An 18,919-nucleotide genomic window follows, 5' to 3' on the forward strand; every position below is an offset into this window, starting at 1 on the left:
TCGATTTTTCTGCAAAATCTCGCGACTGGGCGTTGATTCGAGTTAGCGCGAGTAGGCATGGATGAGCGGCAAGCTGATTGTGCCGTCTATGGAAAACAAAAGGAAAAATGCATGGACTGGTACGACCTTGACGAAATCTTGGCAACGGCGGAGCTGCCGGAAGTCGCGCGCCGGTTGGGTATGGACGTCGAACAGCGCGGGGCAAATCTGGTCACACGCTGTCCGTTCCACGAAGATACGCGGCCATCACTGGTGTTGTACCCGCGAGATGCGGGCCGGCATTCGCACTATCACTGTTTTGCATGCAACGCCCACGGGTATGCTGTCGATCTTGTCAAGGAGGTCCAGGGCCTCGATTTCAGGCCAGCCGTCGAATGGCTGGCTCGCAATCTGGGCATTGCACCCAAAACCGGGAACGCTGTTCGGGGTATCAAAAAGGACCCCCCCCGTGAAGAAGCGCTCGCCTTCGCGCAGCGGGTTTTCAACGAGAAGCACGACGAATCTGCGTTCATCCAATGGTGCGAAGCAAGACGCTTTGACCGGAATTTCCTTTTCAGCTTCGGGATGCGCTGCCTACCGGTTGGATCGTCACTCGTCCGAGCCTTAAAACATGAGAGTTTCGGCCAGAGACAGGAACTCATTGATGGACTGCTTTCTGCCGGGCTGCTGGTGCGGTTGCGCCCAGATAGGGTGCTCGATCTGCAGACTTCCCTTGACCTGAGTGAGCAGTTCAGAGACTACTTCCATGACGGGCGGGTGTTGATTCCGATCCGCGACATGAGCGATAAGCTGTTGGGCTTTGCGGGACGCTTCAGGCCCCCCGTAGATTCTGGCAGGGCGAACGAAAATGTTATAGCGAAATATCTACTGACGCCGGGGTTTCGTAAGGCAGACGTTCTGTTCAACGCGAACGTAGCCCGCAAGGCCGTGCGCGAATCGGTTAAAGCTGGCAACGTACAGCCGGTAATTTATGTCGTTGAAGGCTTCCTGGATGCTTTAAGGCTGCAGTCGTTGGGGATGTCGGCCGTCGCTGTGATGGGCTCAAATCTCGGGGAAAAACAGCGCACGGAACTAATCGAGCTCGTCGAAGGAGTCAACCTTCCCGGTGATACCCATCTGAGCGTGCGTCTTTTCTTTGATCGAGATACAGCGGGCTTTGACGGTGCAAGTCGCGCCGCTCGCCAACTTCTCGGGCGCTCCGGTATGGCGACCGAGTGGGTCGGTTTCACGATTGAAGAAAACACTTCGACCGGGAAGGACCCCGACGAAATACTGGCTTCGCTGGATCGTCAGGCAGGAGAAGCCATACTCGATCAGCACTCGTTGCCTGCAGTAGGTATTCTGCTCGCCGCGAGCCTTGGATATAAGGATGCGGCGCCATTGGTCAGTAATGATCTCTGGCACAGTATTTCTCACTACCTGCGAGAAAGAGCATTGCTTCAGACGGCGCGCTCGTTGCGTGCCCTCAGCGGTGCTTCCGCGAACTGGGAACAGCGACTCGATGCGTTGGCGGAGCCTCGCGCACAGTGGGTCGAAGACCTGCTTGCGCTCCTGCGACCACATTCGTTGAACGTTTCAGCCCACGCCAGCGTAATCGAGTCAACGGTGCTCGCGAACGAGGAAGCACGGCTGAATCATGCGCGGATGCTTGCTGAACACGGGTCCCGGCGAGGCGAGTTACCTTGCGATGATGAAACATGGCGTGTCCTAGATCGGAGCGCTCAACTGTTCAACTCACTTGCACGAGATCGCCTGCAGCAGACAGACTGGCGCCCGACGGCTCCATGCGATGCAGTACATTTGCCACGCAAGCTGTCCGGTGATGCGAACATGTTGGCGGACCCGAGGCGTAAAGTTATGCCTCATCCGGCAGACCTCCATCTGCAGCAGTTCCTCATAAACGAGCTGCTAACCGAACGGCATGATTTCGCACATGAGGGCCCACGGACCTTTTCTGATTGCATACCTGCGGTCCGCTGGTACGAAACCGAGGATGAGATTCGTGTTACTGGTTATGTCGGTGCGCACGATTCGGATTCTGCGATACGTGACGATGAGCGCGGCCGTTACGACGAGGTAACCCTGAGTTTTGCTTATCAGGTGGACATGGATGTGCTGGAGGGCCGGCGCAAGCCGAGCGACCAAGGCATGTTCAGGCCTTTCATGGAGTGTTGGCGCGGGTATATGGCCTCACTCAGTCGGCAGGCTCAAGCTATCGGCCCGCATGTGCACGTTCTGCGGCTGGATGCGAAACGCTATTACGACGCTATTCAGCGCTACGTTGTACGAGACCGGTTGATGGAGCCCATCCAGCAGGCCCTTACTGTCAGCGGCGGGGAAGAGTTTTCTCGACTCTTGAACCGACCGGGTCACGATGCAAAGGATACCGCCAAACATTTGGTGGATCTTTTGTGCGGCAGTCTATTCGAGCACGGCTACCGACATCCTGATAATGGAACTGAACGCTTCAGCGATCAGGTGATAGGCATTCCCCAAGGACCCGTTATTTCAGCCTGGATCGGGACAATCGCGATGTTCCCGCTGGATGCTGCAGCGCGTGCTTTCATGCGTGAGCCTAGCCAAAGACATCCGGATGATCCCGAGAGGCCGCGCGTTGGGTACGCCAGATACGTGGATGACATCGTCCTGCTGGCAGATTCTGAGGCTCGCCTGAATGCGCTGCGCGAGGCCGTGCAGAACGCTGCCTCGCATCTCGATCTGACTTTAGTGCGCAAGGGCGATGCCGTTACTCCTGGTACACCAGAAACGGTCATGCAGCAACTAAACAGTGGGCGGATATTGGCGGCATCCGTACCGGCCTGGGAGCCGCCGATGGTTGGAGACGGCGAATCCGGCTGGGGTATGAGCGCCGATGATAGCGGCGTTATGGATCGCCAAAGTGCTCTGCACCTCCTGAGGCACCCGGGTCTACTGGATGACTACGCCACCGTTCACGAAAAGGTACGTGAGGCCATGCAGGCACCGGACCTTCGTCCCAGCGACCTCGGCAAGTGTGCGCGAGCTCTGTGGTGGCAAGTGGCGATGCAGGAATTAGACCGCACGCATCCACTGGACACGGATGCATGGACGAGCCTTTGGGACGCCTACCGCCAACATTGGGAAGATGTCTGCGCCGGACACGCCTGGGCAGTAGCTTACGCGCGCCAGGGATATGACATTCTGTTTGCGATAGAGGGCTTGGACATGTTGATGGACTGGAGTCCATCAATGCAGAAGGGACGCACAAAGGAATGGATCGCGCGACACGACAAGGCGCTGGATGCTCTTGCTGCAGCTATTCTGCAGGCGGACGATTTGTTGCAGAACGTTCCACTGAAACGCAATCGGGCGCATATTCGCAGTCGCGTTCGAAAAGTTCAATGGAAAGCATTGCAGCGCGTGCCAGGCACGACACTTCCGTTTCACGTAGAGTCCCAAAGGTCAACGGATCCCACGTTGACCGAATGGCTATGCCTCGCAGCGATTCTTTTAAACCGCTATGACGCGAAGAAGGATACAAAGTTTCCCCTGAACCAGCTGCCGCTCGGTTTTAACCTGAAAGAAGCTTTGGGTCCGGAAACGATAAAAACAGCGTGCGGGTATATTCAGGCACCTGCCTTGGGCCGTGAAGGCAGGGGCGATAGCATAGACCCCGAGGCCAACAAGATAGCGCTGCAATTTCTGGTCGCGAATACCGGTGGGCCGCCGCGCTTTAGCCGTTGGGAGATCCTCAAGAAGTACGGTGACCTGATCGGAAATGGAATTGTCGGTTCGCAGGAAATCTCTATCTTGCCACCGCTGCCCGTTGCCGATTCAGGCATGCTGGCTTATGTGCAGGACGACAATAACCCGGGCGTCACACTTTTTGCGTTTGCATCTGAAAGCAATGCGCAACCGCCTGCACAGTTTGTCGGGGCAACAATGACAGAAGCCGGCGCGCAAGCTGTTTCTCCTTTGGCTTTGACCTGGGGAGCCTCCGATACATTGGCTCACGGATTGCACAGGTCCGTTGGCCAGCAAAGTCTTAAAATTGTATTTAACTCGCTGGCCCCCGCAAACCGGGCGCGCTTTGCTGCGGACTTGTACGAAACCCTGCATGTTATTCAGCAGACATCGGCCGTTGACGGCAAAGAATGGGTCGTTGTAATGGCCCATTTGGCTCACGGGCCCACCAACGGTAGCGTACAGGACGTCCGTGAATGTAAGTGGTATCTGGTCTCGGTCCCGCTGGACAGCGCGAACCTGGGCGTAAGCGCCTGGGTGCGGGATGGTCGAGGCGGATTGCGCAGCGTTAGTGTACCCGGCGGGGAATACACCAAACTGTGGCGGCTGGGGTGTACGGTGAGCGACGCTTTGGGTATGGCATTTGATCTGCCTTACGACGAAACCTCAGTGGAAGAGGGCGAAAATGCGTTAGCGCATCCGCATCAGATCGAAGACTATGTGCTGCGGCAACAACTGGGCAAGTTGCGCGGAACGCTGATCGCGGACGCGCAGGTTCAGCAGGAAGTTAGCAACGGCCTTCCTGGAACCGTCAGGCGCTCATTAGACATCCTGCGGCGATTCGATCCCGCGCTTGACCCTGTCTCACAGGTCAAACTGGTACTCCTCACTGAAGCCGAAACCCGATGTATGGCAATGCGCCTGCAGCGCAGGGGGCCCAGCGACCTGCGTGATCGTTTGCATCTGCTGCCTGCGTTTATCCTGCAGCGGTTGCCGCTCAGCGTTCTGGAGTGGATGGCGCTGCCGCGCAATCACGGCAGTGAGTCAATTCGTACTGACCTCGCTGTAATGCTGGCATTGGCAGAGTCTTGTAGCTTAGACCAGTCAGATGTCCGTTTCGAACAAGCGAAGAACGGAGCGGGATTTGGGGCTGTCCAAGCATTACATATAGGACTTTCGCTTGCGGCGACGGGGTTAGCTCTTCGAGGCCTCGTTGCGTCGACCTGGGGTGCGGCACGTTATCGTGGACACGCTTCACTGCCGGAGCGCTTGCCAATACCGCCGGGCTGGAACGCTCCAGACGCGAGCAGGCAGGATCCTCAGCTTGAGTACGATGCCGCGTGCAGGATTTTGCGCGCGGATGATTGGGCTGCTGCCAAGGAAACCACGCCGTGGCAATGGATGCTCGCATTGCTTGGGATCCTCGATCGTGTCGCACCTCAGGTGCTGAATGCGACCGATGACAATCCGTTGCGTGCTGTCTATGAGCAGTTGCGTCATTGGCAATCGGCGCCAGCTGAAAATGTCGAAAATCGGCAATGGGCGTGGCCATTTGACGACTTGCCGACCTACGACGCTAGCGCATGGATTTCCGTGGTAGGAACTTTGTCGCTTGCAACACATCAGGTCGATCAGCATCTGGGGCTTTCGGTTCGGCAGGTCGAGGCTCCGGCGTACCGTCGTCATCGCAATGACAGTGGCTTTACCGATGCAGAAAGTCAGCAATGGCTTCTGGCAAAATTGCAATACTCCGGACTCGGTTCAAACGACAGCGTTGCTCGCGTGCAGCGAGGTCGTAGTCGTCTCGCGACTTGGACGGAAGTCCGCCGCCAAGCAGACAACGAACTATTGTCAGTCCACACCCTCGATGACAAATTGGGGCGGTGGTGGCATGGCGAGCCGGCTGGTGGGACAGGGTCTCCATCCGCACCCCAGAAGATAGGACCTGAGACGACCCCGGCGACTCTGCTGGCGGACGTTGCGCCTGTGCCTGCCGTGCCTGGGACCGCTGACGATAAAGATATCGCCACGGCCACAACGGAGGATTCGATATCCGGATCGGATAAGGCAGGCGTCGCTACTACGGAAACCGCGATTGGCGAAGCCGTTACTGCGGACACAGGCGATGCCCAGTCTGCTAATGCTGATGCCACTGCTGGTGAATCCAGACCTTCGAATGCGCGTGGAGACGCTGGCAAGATAGATGTTGAAAGCGATGACATCCGCCGTAGGGTTCGAGATTCTCAATATACATCTTGGTCGCAACGCGGCGACCCAGAAAGCGGGCCCCATATGCGGGTGGCTTTGCTGCAATGGCGAATAGAGGAAAGTTACAGCCATCCTTTGGCGGAGGTCGGGCTGTGTGGCATGGGTATGCCGGACTTGGAAAAGAACGACTTGATCTCAGAGTTGAACGCGCAAGGAGCGCTCGCCAAGGCTAATGGGGCCGCCGCGCGTGGGAAGGAGCATACCTGGCCGACAGGCAACTCAACGTCGGTGCCGAGCTGGCCGGAGCACCGGCGGCGTACCTTGTTGAAGCGTGCCCTTGAAGCGTGTGCCCTTCTCAAGGTGGAATTGCTGGTGTTACCGGAAGTCTCGGTGCGTCGGGAAACGGTCGAATGGTTGGACGAACAACTTCTTCGCCACTATCCCAACCTCGCAGTGCTCGCTGGAACATACCGGCATTTTGGCGATTCGATTCCCGATTCGAGGAAGTCGACTGATGCGATCGCGGACATTCATCCGCTAATGGCGCCGCTCACACTGCTGTGGCGACCTGACGACGCTCTTTCCAAGGCGTTTTTCGGAGAAGGTAATGCGGTTCGAACGCTTCGATTTGTCCGGGGGAAGAAATACCGTGCTGTGGCTGCCAATGAGCTTTTTCGCCCAGATTGGAATGATCTACGACCGCTTTTTGGGGTTACCCAGCTACTGGAACAACTGGGCGACTTCGGCGTGCCTAACGAACGCGGCGTGCCTAAAGAACGTCTCAGAGAATTGATTCGCGCGATTGCGGAATCGATGCCTCCGGTGCGCTACTGCATGGAACTGATTTGTTCGGAATTATTTCTGCTCACAAGTCCGGCCAATTACGCACCACTGCAGCGGGAGGTGGCCGCCATGCTCAACCGCTTTCCTGATACGGCCGCAGCAGATGCCGACGAGATTGTCTGGCAAGACGTTAAGGCGTTAGGGGATGTCCTTACCGTGGCACAGCCACATAACAATCCTCGGCGCACTATTCTGTTGGTACCGGCAGCGACGTCCCGAAGTAACGACTATTGGCATGCAGGGCAGGCCAGTGTTCTTGCATCGGGAACAGCCACGATTTTCTGCAACGCTGCCAAATCTCCGATTGCCTGCGGAGGAAGCTGTTTCATCGGAATCGATTCGGCCACGAAGCCGCATGCCAACTCTGCCGGAATTGTAGAGACGCTGACGCCATACCATGGCTGGCGCAAAGGTATTCTCTCTGCCCGGGCGGAGGGGGCATTGTCTGATAATGACCAGGCCTTGGTAGTCGTTGACGTCGATCCGGTACATGTCGTCAGCGGTCGGCCACGGCCGCAGTTGCTTCCTGAACCGATGGTGCTCGTTGCCTATCTACCCGTTGTCGAACTTCTTGACCCGATCGCAAACAAAGTCAATCTGCACCAGGCGTTAGCCAAGGTTTCTGAATCCGAATTTAAAGAATCAAGCAGCGCCGAGAAAATACAGCTAGCGTTGGAAAAGGTTGCCACAACTTCGAATAGGCGAACGTCGCCAAGTGCATTCTGGCGAGCATTCGACGAACTGAGATCCGCATCGACTCAGAGCCTCGACGTCTCCAAGTTGGACGCATTCGCTAAACATTTTTCCGATCCAAAAGCCATGCGCGAGCGTTTGTCGGCGTGGGAGCGAGATCGATACCAACAACCGCACGCCAAACATGGCCCACTGAATCTCGAGCCAGCCTGGCTGGACTTTCTCGACGTCGATCTCACGCTTAGAGAAAACCAGGAATTGCCAAGCCTGCTCGTTCCGCCTTGGTGCGAGGAGGGGGAGGCTGGCGCCCCTTAGTGGAGTCCTCGCAGCTTGGATAATGACGCCGTTGAAAAGTCGTGTATCTCGCACGAGTTGATCAGACGCAGAGTGGGGCGTACTCTTTCTTTGTGAGCAATTGGCATGACGTTTTTACCTACGACTGTCGAAAGGCACGTGGGTTTCGGGTAGCACCGCGCAAACGTTCGCCTGGCATCTCAAACTTAAAGCGTTGGAATATGTCTCTTGAGTACATCCTAGAACAGTGCATCATTGGCAGACGCCTTCAGATTCCCATATCGGAGGCGCGCTTCAAAGAACTCGCAAACGCGCGAGAGGTGCTCTCGGCAGCACTGGCGTTTGAACAACGCTACGAGCTATTGCTGGGAAATTTTTTGGCGATGGAGTTGGCCTTTTCCGAAATTGGTCTGCGTGCGAAAGTTGAGCCCCAATACCGATATCCGGCCGTGGCAGAATTCCTCGAGAAAGCGAACCGCCATGTGGTGAACCTGCTTACCGCCATGCGAGGCTATGCCGACCAAGTGGTACAGGACTTCAAATGTTTGGAACTCGAGCCTGAGTTTGGCGTGGTGGCTAAGTCGGCACTCAGTCGGGCATACGACCAGAGCGCAGACTACCGGTTCATGTGCGGAATGAGAAACCACGTTCAGCACAAGGCAACCGCTGTTCACGGCTTCGTCGCCAATGATGAAAGCACGGGAGACGCCAACAGCTGGGCTGAGTCCGTTAAATTCATCGCAAACAGATCTACTTTACAAGGTGACAGGGTTTTCAAAACTCGCATCTTGGATGAGCAGCCTGAGAAGATCGACCTTCGTCGGTGTGCACGACGAAGTGTGCGAGATTTAGGGGCGGTGCATCTGGTGCTGCGCGAAATAGCCAAGGACCAAGTTGCTCGAGCCAGGTCGGTAGTTGCGAACGCAATTCATGACTATCAGGAAGCGGGCGCCGATTCCGTCGTCGGCCTTGGTGCCCGACGCGTTGGCTATCCGGACGAAGACGTCCCTCTGTTTTTGGACTGGGATGACATTCGACTCCAGCTCGTCGACAAGAATGGGAGCCTGCCGCAGCTCTGGCCGGATCGTACTCATCGTGAACCAAAAGTTGAGCAGATAGTCGCGCTACGCGAAGAAGTGAAACACACTCGGGCTCAAGCGGCAGCAGCGGTATTTGTTTCGGAGGAGCGCTGGCAGGACTATGAAGCTGGTTTGCCAATGCCTGAAGGACTGTTCATTCTGTACAAGCTCCAAGTGGGACGACATCCAACACACGCGCTGCAGCTATCGAACGCTGTGGCTGAGTAAGAGAAGATCAGATGCCGACTCCAATTTCGGGACGCGTTGGATCGAATCTCTAACGATGATGCATGTGCCGAAAATTCCGCCGGCCAGCAAAGGATGATCGGTGTATATGGTCAACGACTGCGCAGTCGATCAGACGGTATCGTCGACGGTACGAAAACGGCAGTCTCCCGGAAAGCCAGTTTCCAATTAGGCGCTTTATTCTTGTTGACAATCGAGTGGGAGTGATCTAAACGGCTCCCAAGTCGTTCCGGAAACTTTTTTTTTGTGTTTTTCGTTAAAAACATGGAGTATTGCCCGGGGAGATCCATGATGATCCGGGCAATGCCTTGCGGGAGGGGGCGGTACTGCTGACGGTATCGATATTCTCTCGTCGTACGGCCTTGTCGATACCGTCACAAACCACCGTGACGGTATCGGCTGACGATATACGTTCGAGAAGGCTGTAATCGGGCGAATGGCCGCCGGGAGACCTCGGTCATCGCCGCCATGGCCTGCAATTGCCGCCCCGGAAGCTACGTGAAGCGGACCAGTTGAGTTTTTGGTATATCGGTCAGCCTCGCAGTTCAGTCAACGCCCCGCTGCTGCCCCGCCATCAACCGGAAGAATCACGCCCGTAGTGAAGTCCGCGTCCGTCAAATATCGGACCGCGTCGACGATTTCCTTTATTTGGCCGAGTCGCCCAAACGGATTGAGCGTTGCCAGGAAGGCATGCTTTTCGGGGTTGTGTAAAGGCGTATCGATAACGCCCGGGGCAACCGCATTGACTTTGATCTTGTGTTTCGCGAGCTCAGTCGCGAGCGAGCGCGTGGCCTGATTAATCCCGCCTTTCATGAGTGCCGGCAACGTCGCGGGCACATTGGCATTGGGTTGAATACCAACCACAGCCGTGATGTTGACGATGTGCCCGCCGCCGTTCTCGATCATGTGCGCAGCGGCGGCTTGCGTCGGATAGAAAAAACCGCGCAAATTCGTGTCGATCAACATATCGAGGTCGTCGGTCGTGTAGCTCGTAATCGGCTTGGCAATGAAGATGCCAGCGTTGTTCACGAGAATATCAACCTTGCCGAAGTGGCTGATCGCCCTGCCGAACAGGAGATCCGATGTATCGGCAGCCGCAATGTCGCCCTCCACGGCGAGGAAGTTATCTGGATTGCCAAGTTTTTTCGCAGCGTCATGCAGACGCTCTTGTGAACGCCCATTGCCGACAACGTTGAAACCTGCCGACAAATACGACTCGGCGAGCGCGAATCCGATACCGCTTGATGCGCCAGTAATGATGACGGTCCGAGACATGACGAATTCCTCAATGTGTTAATCCGAAATGGAGGAATGGACAATACGCTCAGCAAACAAAACGTGAAATCGGGTGATTGTGAGGAACACTTGTTCAAATTCCAGGAATCGGAAAGAACAGCGAGCTACCGCGTATAGCACGCTTGTCACGTAACGTCATCAGCTTTCGCCAGGGCTAGACAACTCCGGGTAGGGCAGGCCGGTTTGACCAGGGCGCCGGACAATGCATTAATCGGGCGCGCGGGGTGCGCTGTCTTTGGCGAGATCGAGCAAGGCATTCATGGTGCGCTTGTAAGGTCCGGCTTCACCAATGGCCGCCTGCAGGATCAGCGCACCCTGCAGGCGCGCGACCCAATCTTCCCCGAAGTGCCGCGCTTTCACCGGTGACATCCCGCTCTCGCGCGCCAACGCTTCGATTGCCCCAATCCAGTGGGTAAGCGCCAGGACCAGATTCTGGCGGGCATCGGCGCCGATGCTGGCACCCGACAACTGGCCGAGGACGCATGGCGTGCTGCCCCCGGCATACATCCGGTCGAGCGTCGTCACGATCCTTCGGATGCGCGCCTTGAGCGAGCCAGTGGCTTGCGCGGCGCCGAGGATATCGCTATCGATCATGGCCGTGGCGCGCTCGAGCACGGCCTTCGCCATTTGCTCCTTGCCCTCGGGGAAGTGGTGGTAGAGGCTCGACTTGCCGAGCCCCGTCGCGCGCGACAGGTCGGCCAGCGAGGCGCCTTCGAAGCCACGGTCGCGGAACACCGTGAACAGTCGGTCGACTATTTCATCTTTCGTAGCCTGCGCTGCGGCCATGGTTGGCTCCAATTGGACGGATCATTCGGTACAGAAGCTAGTTTACAAAAATACTACGAGCAAATCAATGCTTGACCGACTGAGGTTTTGCTTATACTGTACCGATCGTTCGGTTCAGATTGATTGAATCGAAACCGTTTTTCACGTTCCCAGGAGATTTCGATGTCCACGCTTCCCGACTATCAAACCGTTTCCGTCTCGGACCGTCGCACCGGCTCGGCGCTCAATCTGTTCTACCGCGAGGCCGGCCACGAGGATGCGCCCGCCGTGCTGTTGCTGCACGGATTTCCGGCTTCGAGCCACCAGTACCGCGGCCTGATTGCACGGCTCGGCGACAAGTACCGCGTGATCGCGCCGGATCTGCCCGGTTTTGGCTTCTCCGACGCGCCGGATGCGAAGACGTTCGGCTATACGTTCGACCATCTCGCGGAGGTGATCGAAAGCTTCACCGACGCGATCGGCCTGACGCGCTACGCGCTCTACGTGTTCGATTACGGCGCGCCGGTGGGCTTTCGCCTGGCCGTGTCGCGGCCGGAGCGCGTGTCAGCCCTGATTTCCCAGAATGGCAACGCTTATGAGGAAGGCCTGAGCGAAGGCTGGAATCCGATCCGCGCCTATTGGCGGGAACCGTCCGACGCAAACCGCGCGCAGTTGCGCGGCATGCTGGCAGCCGAAACCACGCAGTTCCAGTACAGGCACGGCGAGGCGGATACCTCGCATATCGCGCCGGAAAGCTATACGCTCGATCAGCATTTCCTCGACCGCGCCGGCAGCGACGAAATCCAGCTCGACCTGTTTGGCGATTACAGGACGAACGTCGCAGCATACCCGCGCTTCCATGAATATTTCCGCACGCACCGTCCGCCGACACTGGCGGTCTGGGGCAAGAACGATCCGTTCTTCCTGCCGGCGGGCGCTGAGGCGTTCCGCCGCGATATCCCCGATGCCGAAGTGCGTTTTGTCGATGGCGGGCATTTCCCGCTCGAATCGCATCTCGATGAGGTGGCCGGCATTGTCCGCGCGTTTCTCGCGCGTACGCTGGACGTGGCGCAGGGCGCGGCCTTGTTCGGTATGCTGGGCGAAGCGACCACGCCGGCGCAAGCGCAACCGATTCTCGACGCCATGCGCGGCGTGTTCGGTTTCGTGCCGAACCTCGGCTATGCGCTGGCGGCCGAGCCGACCGTGCTCGGCGCTTACCTCGCATGGCTGCAGGCGCTCGGCACGACGTCGCTAGACCCGATCGCGCAGCAGGTCGCGATGGCGGCGGCCAGCCGGGCGAATGCGGCGGACTACGGCGTGGCCGTGCATGCGACGCTGGCGGCCAGGCTCGGCGCGAGCGGGGTCGTCGTCGATACGCTGCGCAACGGCGGCGCATTCGTGGATCCGAAGCTGGAAGCCGTGCGCCGCTTCGCGACCGCTATTGCGTCGAAGCGTACTCAGGTGTCCGACAGCGATGTCAATGCGCTGAAGGCCGCCGGCTTCGATCGTCGCGCGGCGGTGGCCATCGCGATGGCCGTTGCGGGCAAGACGCTAGCCAATACGGTTGCGCATCTGTCGCGAGTCGAGATCGATGCCGGCTTCCTGCCGGGCGCAGCGGTTTGATCCTCTGCGGGGACGGCGCGCGGCAAGGCTGTCCCGGCATTTGTCAAACGATCAGGGCGATGCCGAATACGGCATCTTGAACGAATCGGCATTCGTTGGCCTGTCGGCGGCAATGCGAGTTCGAGCAGCCGAACAGGCCGGCGCGCCGCCACTTGCGGCGTGACCCAGCGGTCTCGTTCAAGCTGGCTTGGCAAACCGGGACAAGGATTCCCTGAGCCGTGGCGTCACGAAGTCGAGAAAGCGCCGTAGCTTGAGCGGCATCATGTTGCGTGAAACATGAACCAGCTGGATCGGCACCGGGTCGAGCTCGAAGGTATCCAGAACGATCTCGAGCTTCCCGGCGTCAATCGCTTCCGCGACGTGGTAATGCAGCAGTTGCGTGAACCCGAGACCGCGAATGGCGGCATCGGCAGCCGAATCGGGCGACGACACCTGAAGCCGCGGCGAAATAGGGATGGTGACGAGCCGTCCTGTGTCCGGACACCGGAAGGTCCAGTCCGGCGAGAGCATCGGGCCGTTGAACACTACGCAGGGCATCTTTGCCAGATCGGCTGGCATTCGGGGAACGCCCTGTTTTGCCAGCAAATCAGGGCTTGCGCATATGACCGGGCGAAATGAGCCGACGCGCGTCGCGATCATGCTGCTGTCGGGTAGCCTGCCGATACGTACCGCCACGTCGACGTGAGCGTCGACCAGATCGACGTTGCGATTTGACTGCGTCAGCGTGATGTCGATCTCCGGAAACTCGTCCAGGAAGTCCAGGATCTCCGGCAGCACATAGAGCCGCCCGAGAAGCACTGGCGTCGCAATCGTGAGTGCTCCGCGCGGTACGGTGAATTCCCCTGTCGCCTCGCGTTCCTGTTCGGCAACCAGCTCCAGAATCTGTCGCGCCGTGGCCGCATAGGCCACTCCCGCATCCGTCAACGCCAGCTTGCGTGTCGTACGCGTGAGCAGGCGCGTGCCCAGCTGTTCTTCCAGATCGGTGATCCTGCGCGTAAACGTCGGGACCGGCACGTTCATTTCCCGAGCGGCGGCCGAGAAACTCCCTTTTTCGATCGCGGCGAGCAGCATCGTCATGGCTTCGAGTCGGTCCACGTCACTTGTCCATTTTTCGAGGAAATGAAAATCGATTTTAGTGGATTCAACATCGAAGCGCTGGAGGGCATGATGCAGGTCTGGTGATATCAATTCGTTTCCCAAGGACTTGCTCATGCCGCCATGGTTGCTTTCGGCAAGGCGTTTATTGTCGGCAACCTCGATCCTGGCGATCGGCCCCATCTCGATCTGCCGATGACGAAAGCGGCTGCGAAGACATACTCCGGCGGCGCGGAGGGGCATGCGGATGAGTCCCGCTACCAGGCCGCCCGATCCGCGCGGGTTTCAGCGGCTGGTGGCCGCGACGTGATTCTCCAGTCGTCTCCTGCTGGCGGCATCTTCATTGAAGAATATTAGTAATCCTCTTTACTACTGCATGAAGGAAGCAAAATGAAGCTGAATAACAAGGTTGCACTGATCACCGGTGGTACGTCGGGCATTGGCCTGGAAACCGCCAAACTTTTCCGTGCCGAAGGCGCCTCGGTCGTCGTGCTCGGTTCGGATGCGGAGCGTCTCGCGGCGGCCGGCAATGAAATTGGCGGCGATGTATTGCTGCTGTCCGCCGATCTGCGCAAGCCGGCCGATATCGAACGCGCTATCGAGGCGGCGCATGCCAGGTTCGGTCGCATCGACGTGGTGTTCGCCAACGCCGGTGCCGGCAAGGTTGCACCGCTTGAGGCTGTCACCACGGAACTGATCGACGAACATTTCTCGCTGAATTTCACGGGCCTGTTCCTGACGATCCAGAAGGCCGTTCCGTACATGCCGAAGGGCGGCAGCGTAGTGGCGACGACGTCGTTTCTCGACACTGTCGGCATGTCGGGCCTGTCGCTGTTGGCCGCAACGAAAGCGGCTGTCCGGTCGCTGGTCCGCACGTTGGGCGCGGAACTGGCACCGCGCGGTATCCGCGTGAACGCCGTGAGCCCGGGCGCGATCACGACGCCGTTTTACGGCAAGCTCGGTCTCACCGACGAGCAGCTCGCAGCAACCGCAGCAGCCATTCAGGCCAAGGTGCCGCTACAGCGCTTCGGCGAGTCGATTGAAATTGCCAGGAGCGCGCTGTTCCTTGCCAGCGACGATTCGTCGTACACGACGGGCATCGAGCTGGTGGTCGATGGTGGGTTGACGCAGTTCTAAGGATCGGTCAGCACTCCTGCCGGAACAGGGTACGAGAGGTGGGGTTGCTGACATTTCCTCCCGTCAGGCCTTGCACGCGCCGTCCGCAGTCCAGACAGAGTTTTTAGACAGGCAGAACCTGAAGATGAAAACGCACATTCTTTTGGCAGCAACGGCGGCGCTGACCACCGGCGTGGCGGCACAGGCGGCACCCCTGGCGTCGATTTCGAGCACGACTTCCTACCATCGTGCCACGGTCGGCGGCATACGGATCTTCTATCGGGAGGCCGGTCATCAGGACGCGCCGACAATCGTGTTGCTTCATGGTTTTCCGTCTTCGTCACGCGAATTCGATTCGCTGATCCCGCTGCTGGCGACGCGCTATCACCTGATCGCTCCGGATTTCCCGGGCTTTGGTCAGAGCGATGCCCCGTCTCCGGCCGCGTACGCATACACGTTCGATCACCTTGCGCAGACGACCAGCGATTTGCTCGATCAGATCGGAGTCAGCCGCTACAGCCTGTACCTCCACGACTACGGCGGCCCGGTCGGCTTCCGGATCATGGCGGCGCATCCCGAACGGGTGCAGGCGCTGATTATCCAGAATGCCAATGCCTACAGTGAGGGACTCGGGGTGAAGTGGAAGGGCATCGCTCAATACTGGGCCGATCCCAAGGCGCACCCCGACGTGCTCGATACATTCATCTCGTTTGCCGCGACCGAGCAGCGGCACACGGCCGGCACGTCGCATCCGGAACGATACGATCCCGACACGTGGACCGACGAATACGCACACCTGTCGCGTCCGGGGCAACGCGAGATCCAGGGGGCGCTGCTATACGACTACCGGACGAACGTCGCTTCGTATCCGGCATGGCAGGCATGGCTGCGCGCGCACAGGCCACCGACCCTGGTGGTATGGGGCAAGAACGATCCGTCGTTCATCGCGTCGGGCGCCGAAGCCTACGGGCGGGATTTGCCCAATGCGGAAATTCATCTGCTCGACGCAGGGCATTTCGCATTCGACGAACAAGTCGACGAGATCGCGAGCCTGATGCTCGATTTCCTGAAGAGGAACGGCTACTGATAGCGGCCTGGGCGTGGTGGCAAGCCCCCGGCTCGCCGCGCCGATCGCAGAGAAGAGACGCCGGAGGTCGTTATGGAACACGTCCTGGTATTCCCCAGCCGCCGGCCAGGCATTCCGTACATGGGGCTCTGCGGCATCTACCTAGACCGGGTTCTGGGGAGACGCAGTCAGGCTGCCATGAGCTGAATGCGTCCTCCGAGCAGGGTTGCACGACGCGGCCCGACCATCATCTGTTTGTTCAGTAAAAAGGATTCGCCATGGATCGCCGTCTTCTTGTACTTGCTCTCGGCATGTTTGCGCTGGGCACCGACAGCTTTGTCGTCGCAGGCATCTTGCCGCAGATTTCGCGCGCATTCCACGCGAGCATTGGTGCGGCTGGCCAGATGACCACGGCTTACGCGCTTACCTATGCGTTGCTCGCGCCGACGATTGCGGCATTGGCTGCCGGCGTGCCGCGCAAGAAACTGATGCTCGTCGGTCTGGGGTTATTCGTTGTTTCGAATCTGGCGACGACGATCGTGCATGGCCTCGGCGCCGCGCTGCTATCTCGCGTGCTGGCCGGCGTGGGCGCAGCAACCTTCTCGCCGACAGCGACGGGGGCAGGGGCCATGCTCGTGCCGCCGGAGCGTCGCGGCTTTGCTTTGTCTATCATCGTTGCCGGACTCACGACGGCTACCGCCCTCGGTTCTCCCATTGGCGCGGTTATCGGCGGGCTTAGCGACTGGCGGTGGACGCTTGTGTTTGTTGCCGCATTGGGCGCCGTTGCGTTCATCGGCGTGTGGGCGCTCTTGCCCGAGATGCCGCTTGCGCCCGCCATTACGCTCGGAAAGCGCGTTGCGCCGATTGCCGATTCGCGTGTGGCATTGACATTGGCGACGACACTGCTTGCGATGAGCGGCATTTTCACCGTCTACACCTATTTTTCTGTCGTGTTTGATCGTGCCGTAGGCGGCCAGGCCATCGTGTTGGGCGTGTTGCTGGTGATGTGGGGAGCCGCCGGCACGGCATCCAATCTCCTTGCGGGGCGGCTGATCGACTCGATCGGCTCGCATAAGGTGATCGTTCTGATGCTGGGGTTACTTGTGGCAGATATCGCGGCGTTTCCATGGACGGGAGCCCATGTCTGGAGCGCCGCGTTAGCCATTGCCGTCTGGGGCGCGTGCGGTTGGGGGATACTCGTCCCGCAACAGCACCGGCTCGTTACGTTGGCGCCGGCTATCGCGCCGGTGCTTATCGGGCTCAATACGGCCGGAACCTATTTCGGTGTGACGCTGGCGGGCATTATCGGGGCAGCCGTGATTCCGGTCGTTGGAGGGCATCGTCTCGGGTTCGTAGCGGCAGCGCTGGTGGCGATTGCATTGTTGGTATCCGAACTCGCGACGCGACGCATCATGACTGCATCCAGGCGGCAGCCAGTCGAGATCGTCTCATCGGTCCGGTGACGCAGGGGTAGTCGGGGATGCTTGTTGCGCGGGTGATGGTCATATTTCGTGTTGCGCCGCTTTCGCGCTCGACAATCGCCCGACCCTGCGAATTTTTCGTCCAGTTGCTGCGCGCATGCCTCCGCATGTGGGGAGAGCGGCGTACAGGCGCGCAGCGGCAAAGCCGTTCAGCAAGCCGGGCGATCGGAGCGATCGGAGTCCCGGCTCGCGCGTGGCGGTTGTGCTCAATGCTTGAGGCACGTATCGGCGTTCTTCCAGGTGCACACGTCGAGGCCGGTGTGGACGATGGGCTTCACCGTCTTCCCCTGCGCCAGGTCACGCATCACCATCGCCGCCTGGTAGCCCATTTCCTCGGGCCGCTGCCCGACCAGCGCATTGACCTTGTGATCCTTGAGCGCCTGCAGTTCGGGCCCGAGCGTATCGGCTGAAACGATCGCGAACTGGCCGTTCCGGATCTTGTCCATGATCGGCGTGACGACCTGCGAATAGGCCTCGGGAGCGAAAAGCGGCCAGCCGCCCTCGAACACGAACGCCTGGAGACCGGTGGCGTTCGCCGTGAGCGTGTCCTGCATCATCTGGTTCGCCTTTGCGGCGTCGTCGTTCACGTAGAGCGGACAAGCGCTGATCTCGTGCCAGTTGTTCTCGCCCGCCAGCTTCTTGATTCCCTTCTTGCCCGAGAGCGCGTCGCGCGTGCCCTGGGCGCGCTGGTTGATGTTCTCGGCCGCCGGATTGCCCATCACGAGGCAGATGTTGCCGCCCTTGGGCATCAGCGTCTTCAACTGCTCGCCGAGCTTGACGCCCAGCTCGTAATTGTCGGTGCCGACGTAAGACTTGCGCAGCGACTGGTCCTTCGGCAGCAAGTCGGCATCCGCGGTGATGATGGGGATTTTCGTGTTGCGGCGGCGGATCACTTCCGCGATGGCCGGCGCGTTCGACGGCGAAATCGCGATCGCCGAGACGCCCTTGGTCAGCAGGTCGTCGACGATCTGCACTTCGGCGCTTTCATCGGCCGCAGTGGCGGGCCCTGTGTAGTAGCACGTGTAGCCCTGCTTGCCGAGTTCCTTGTTCGCCCGGTCGCAGCCCTGATGCATGAGGTCGAAGTAGGGGTTGTCGAGGCCCTTCACGACCAGCGCGAGGGTCTTGTCGGCTGCATGGGCGGAAGAGGCCAGCATGGCGAGCCCTCCGATCGCAGCGAGATACTTCCACGCTTTCTTCATGGTTTCCTCCTGTTCGGCGCCGCTTGCGCGGCGCGCATGTCTCGTACGGTTTTCGTCGTCGGATGGAAAGCCCGCGCCCGTGCCTCGGGCTTCCTGCGGAACCTCGTGCTTCTTGTGACGGCCGGCGTCCGGCGGTTCCGCGTCTTGACCGTCCGCGCTGCCTGCATGGGCGCGCGGCGCTCGTCGCGGCCG

General features: G+C 59.2%; 10 protein-coding genes. 6 read left to right on the forward strand and 4 right to left on the reverse strand.

All coding sequences use genetic code 11. The features are described 5' to 3' along the window. Positions 1-111: 111 nt before the first annotated feature. Both BLU17_RS19840 and BLU17_RS19845 read left to right on the forward strand, forming a co-directional pair. A complete protein-coding gene (locus tag BLU17_RS19840; protein WP_176929150.1) occupies positions 112-7,782 on the forward strand; it encodes a CHC2 zinc finger domain-containing protein in 7,671 nt (2,556 codons plus the stop codon). 200 nt (positions 7,783-7,982) lie between these two features. Beyond that, positions 7,983-9,068, forward strand: a complete 1,086-nt coding sequence (locus BLU17_RS19845) for a hypothetical protein (RefSeq protein WP_092000104.1) — start codon at positions 7,983-7,985, stop codon at positions 9,066-9,068. Positions 9,069-9,635: 567 nt separating this feature from the next. Here BLU17_RS19845 and BLU17_RS19850 read toward each other — a convergent pair. Both BLU17_RS19850 and BLU17_RS19855 read right to left on the reverse strand, forming a co-directional pair. Next, a complete protein-coding gene (locus BLU17_RS19850; protein ID WP_092000107.1) occupies positions 9,636-10,361 on the reverse strand; it encodes an SDR family NAD(P)-dependent oxidoreductase in 726 nt (241 codons plus the stop codon). 228 nt (positions 10,362-10,589) lie between these two features. Then, positions 10,590-11,168 (reverse strand): TetR/AcrR family transcriptional regulator, encoded by a 579-nt coding sequence (locus BLU17_RS19855; RefSeq protein ID WP_092000110.1) that lies wholly within the window; start codon positions 11,166-11,168, stop codon positions 10,590-10,592. 162 nt (positions 11,169-11,330) lie between these two features. Between BLU17_RS19855 and BLU17_RS19860 the strand changes: the two genes are divergently transcribed. Further along, positions 11,331-12,770, forward strand: a complete 1,440-nt coding sequence (locus BLU17_RS19860) for an alpha/beta fold hydrolase (protein WP_092000113.1) — start codon at positions 11,331-11,333, stop codon at positions 12,768-12,770. A 177-nt stretch (positions 12,771-12,947) separates the two neighbouring features. Here the strand turns inward: BLU17_RS19860 and BLU17_RS19865 are convergent, their stop codons facing one another. Further along, on the reverse strand, positions 12,948-14,108 hold the full coding sequence (locus BLU17_RS19865; protein ID WP_245746938.1) for a LysR family transcriptional regulator: 1,161 nt from the start codon (positions 14,106-14,108) through the stop codon (positions 12,948-12,950). A gap of 147 nt (positions 14,109-14,255) precedes the next feature. Here BLU17_RS19865 and BLU17_RS19870 point away from each other — a divergent pair, with 147 nt between their 5' ends. The 3 genes from BLU17_RS19870 to BLU17_RS19880 all read left to right on the forward strand — a co-directional run bounded on the left by BLU17_RS19870 (position 14,256) and on the right by BLU17_RS19880 (position 17,510). Further along, on the forward strand, positions 14,256-15,002 hold the full coding sequence (locus BLU17_RS19870; protein ID WP_092000116.1) for an SDR family oxidoreductase: 747 nt from the start codon (positions 14,256-14,258) through the stop codon (positions 15,000-15,002). A gap of 124 nt (positions 15,003-15,126) precedes the next feature. Next, positions 15,127-16,068 (forward strand): alpha/beta fold hydrolase, encoded by a 942-nt coding sequence (locus BLU17_RS19875; protein ID WP_092000119.1) that lies wholly within the window; start codon positions 15,127-15,129, stop codon positions 16,066-16,068. Between the two features lie 257 nt (positions 16,069-16,325). Then, entirely contained in the window at positions 16,326-17,510 is a 1,185-nt protein-coding gene (locus BLU17_RS19880; RefSeq protein WP_092000121.1) for an MFS transporter, read from the forward strand. A 224-nt stretch (positions 17,511-17,734) separates the two neighbouring features. Here the strand turns inward: BLU17_RS19880 and BLU17_RS19885 are convergent, their stop codons facing one another. Continuing rightward, positions 17,735-18,727, reverse strand: a complete 993-nt coding sequence (locus BLU17_RS19885) for a sugar-binding protein (RefSeq protein ID WP_176929151.1) — start codon at positions 18,725-18,727, stop codon at positions 17,735-17,737. Positions 18,728-18,919: the final 192 nt, after the last annotated feature.

It is taken from the genome of Paraburkholderia lycopersici, assembly GCF_900096975.1.
Lineage (GTDB): Bacteria > Pseudomonadota > Gammaproteobacteria > Burkholderiales > Burkholderiaceae > Paraburkholderia > Paraburkholderia lycopersici.

What these genes read in the sequence shown, in the direction of transcription:
- BLU17_RS19885 (WP_176929151.1), bottom strand. Translation starts at nt 18,727, where the DNA reads ATGAAGAAAGCGTGGAAGTATCTCGCTGCGATCGGAGGGCTCGCCATG.
- BLU17_RS19845 (WP_092000104.1), top strand. Translation starts at nt 7,983, where the DNA reads ATGTCTCTTGAGTACATCCTAGAACAGTGCATCATTGGCAGACGCCTT.
- BLU17_RS19850 (WP_092000107.1), bottom strand. Translation starts at nt 10,361, where the DNA reads ATGTCTCGGACCGTCATCATTACTGGCGCATCAAGCGGTATCGGATTC.
- BLU17_RS19865 (WP_245746938.1), bottom strand. Translation starts at nt 14,108, where the DNA reads ATGCCCCTCCGCGCCGCCGGAGTATGTCTTCGCAGCCGCTTTCGTCAT.
- BLU17_RS19840 (WP_176929150.1), top strand. Translation starts at nt 112, where the DNA reads ATGGACTGGTACGACCTTGACGAAATCTTGGCAACGGCGGAGCTGCCG.
- BLU17_RS19875 (WP_092000119.1), top strand. Translation starts at nt 15,127, where the DNA reads ATGAAAACGCACATTCTTTTGGCAGCAACGGCGGCGCTGACCACCGGC.
- BLU17_RS19860 (WP_092000113.1), top strand. Translation starts at nt 11,331, where the DNA reads ATGTCCACGCTTCCCGACTATCAAACCGTTTCCGTCTCGGACCGTCGC.
- BLU17_RS19855 (WP_092000110.1), bottom strand. Translation starts at nt 11,168, where the DNA reads ATGGCCGCAGCGCAGGCTACGAAAGATGAAATAGTCGACCGACTGTTC.
- BLU17_RS19870 (WP_092000116.1), top strand. Translation starts at nt 14,256, where the DNA reads ATGAAGCTGAATAACAAGGTTGCACTGATCACCGGTGGTACGTCGGGC.
- BLU17_RS19880 (WP_092000121.1), top strand. Translation starts at nt 16,326, where the DNA reads ATGGATCGCCGTCTTCTTGTACTTGCTCTCGGCATGTTTGCGCTGGGC.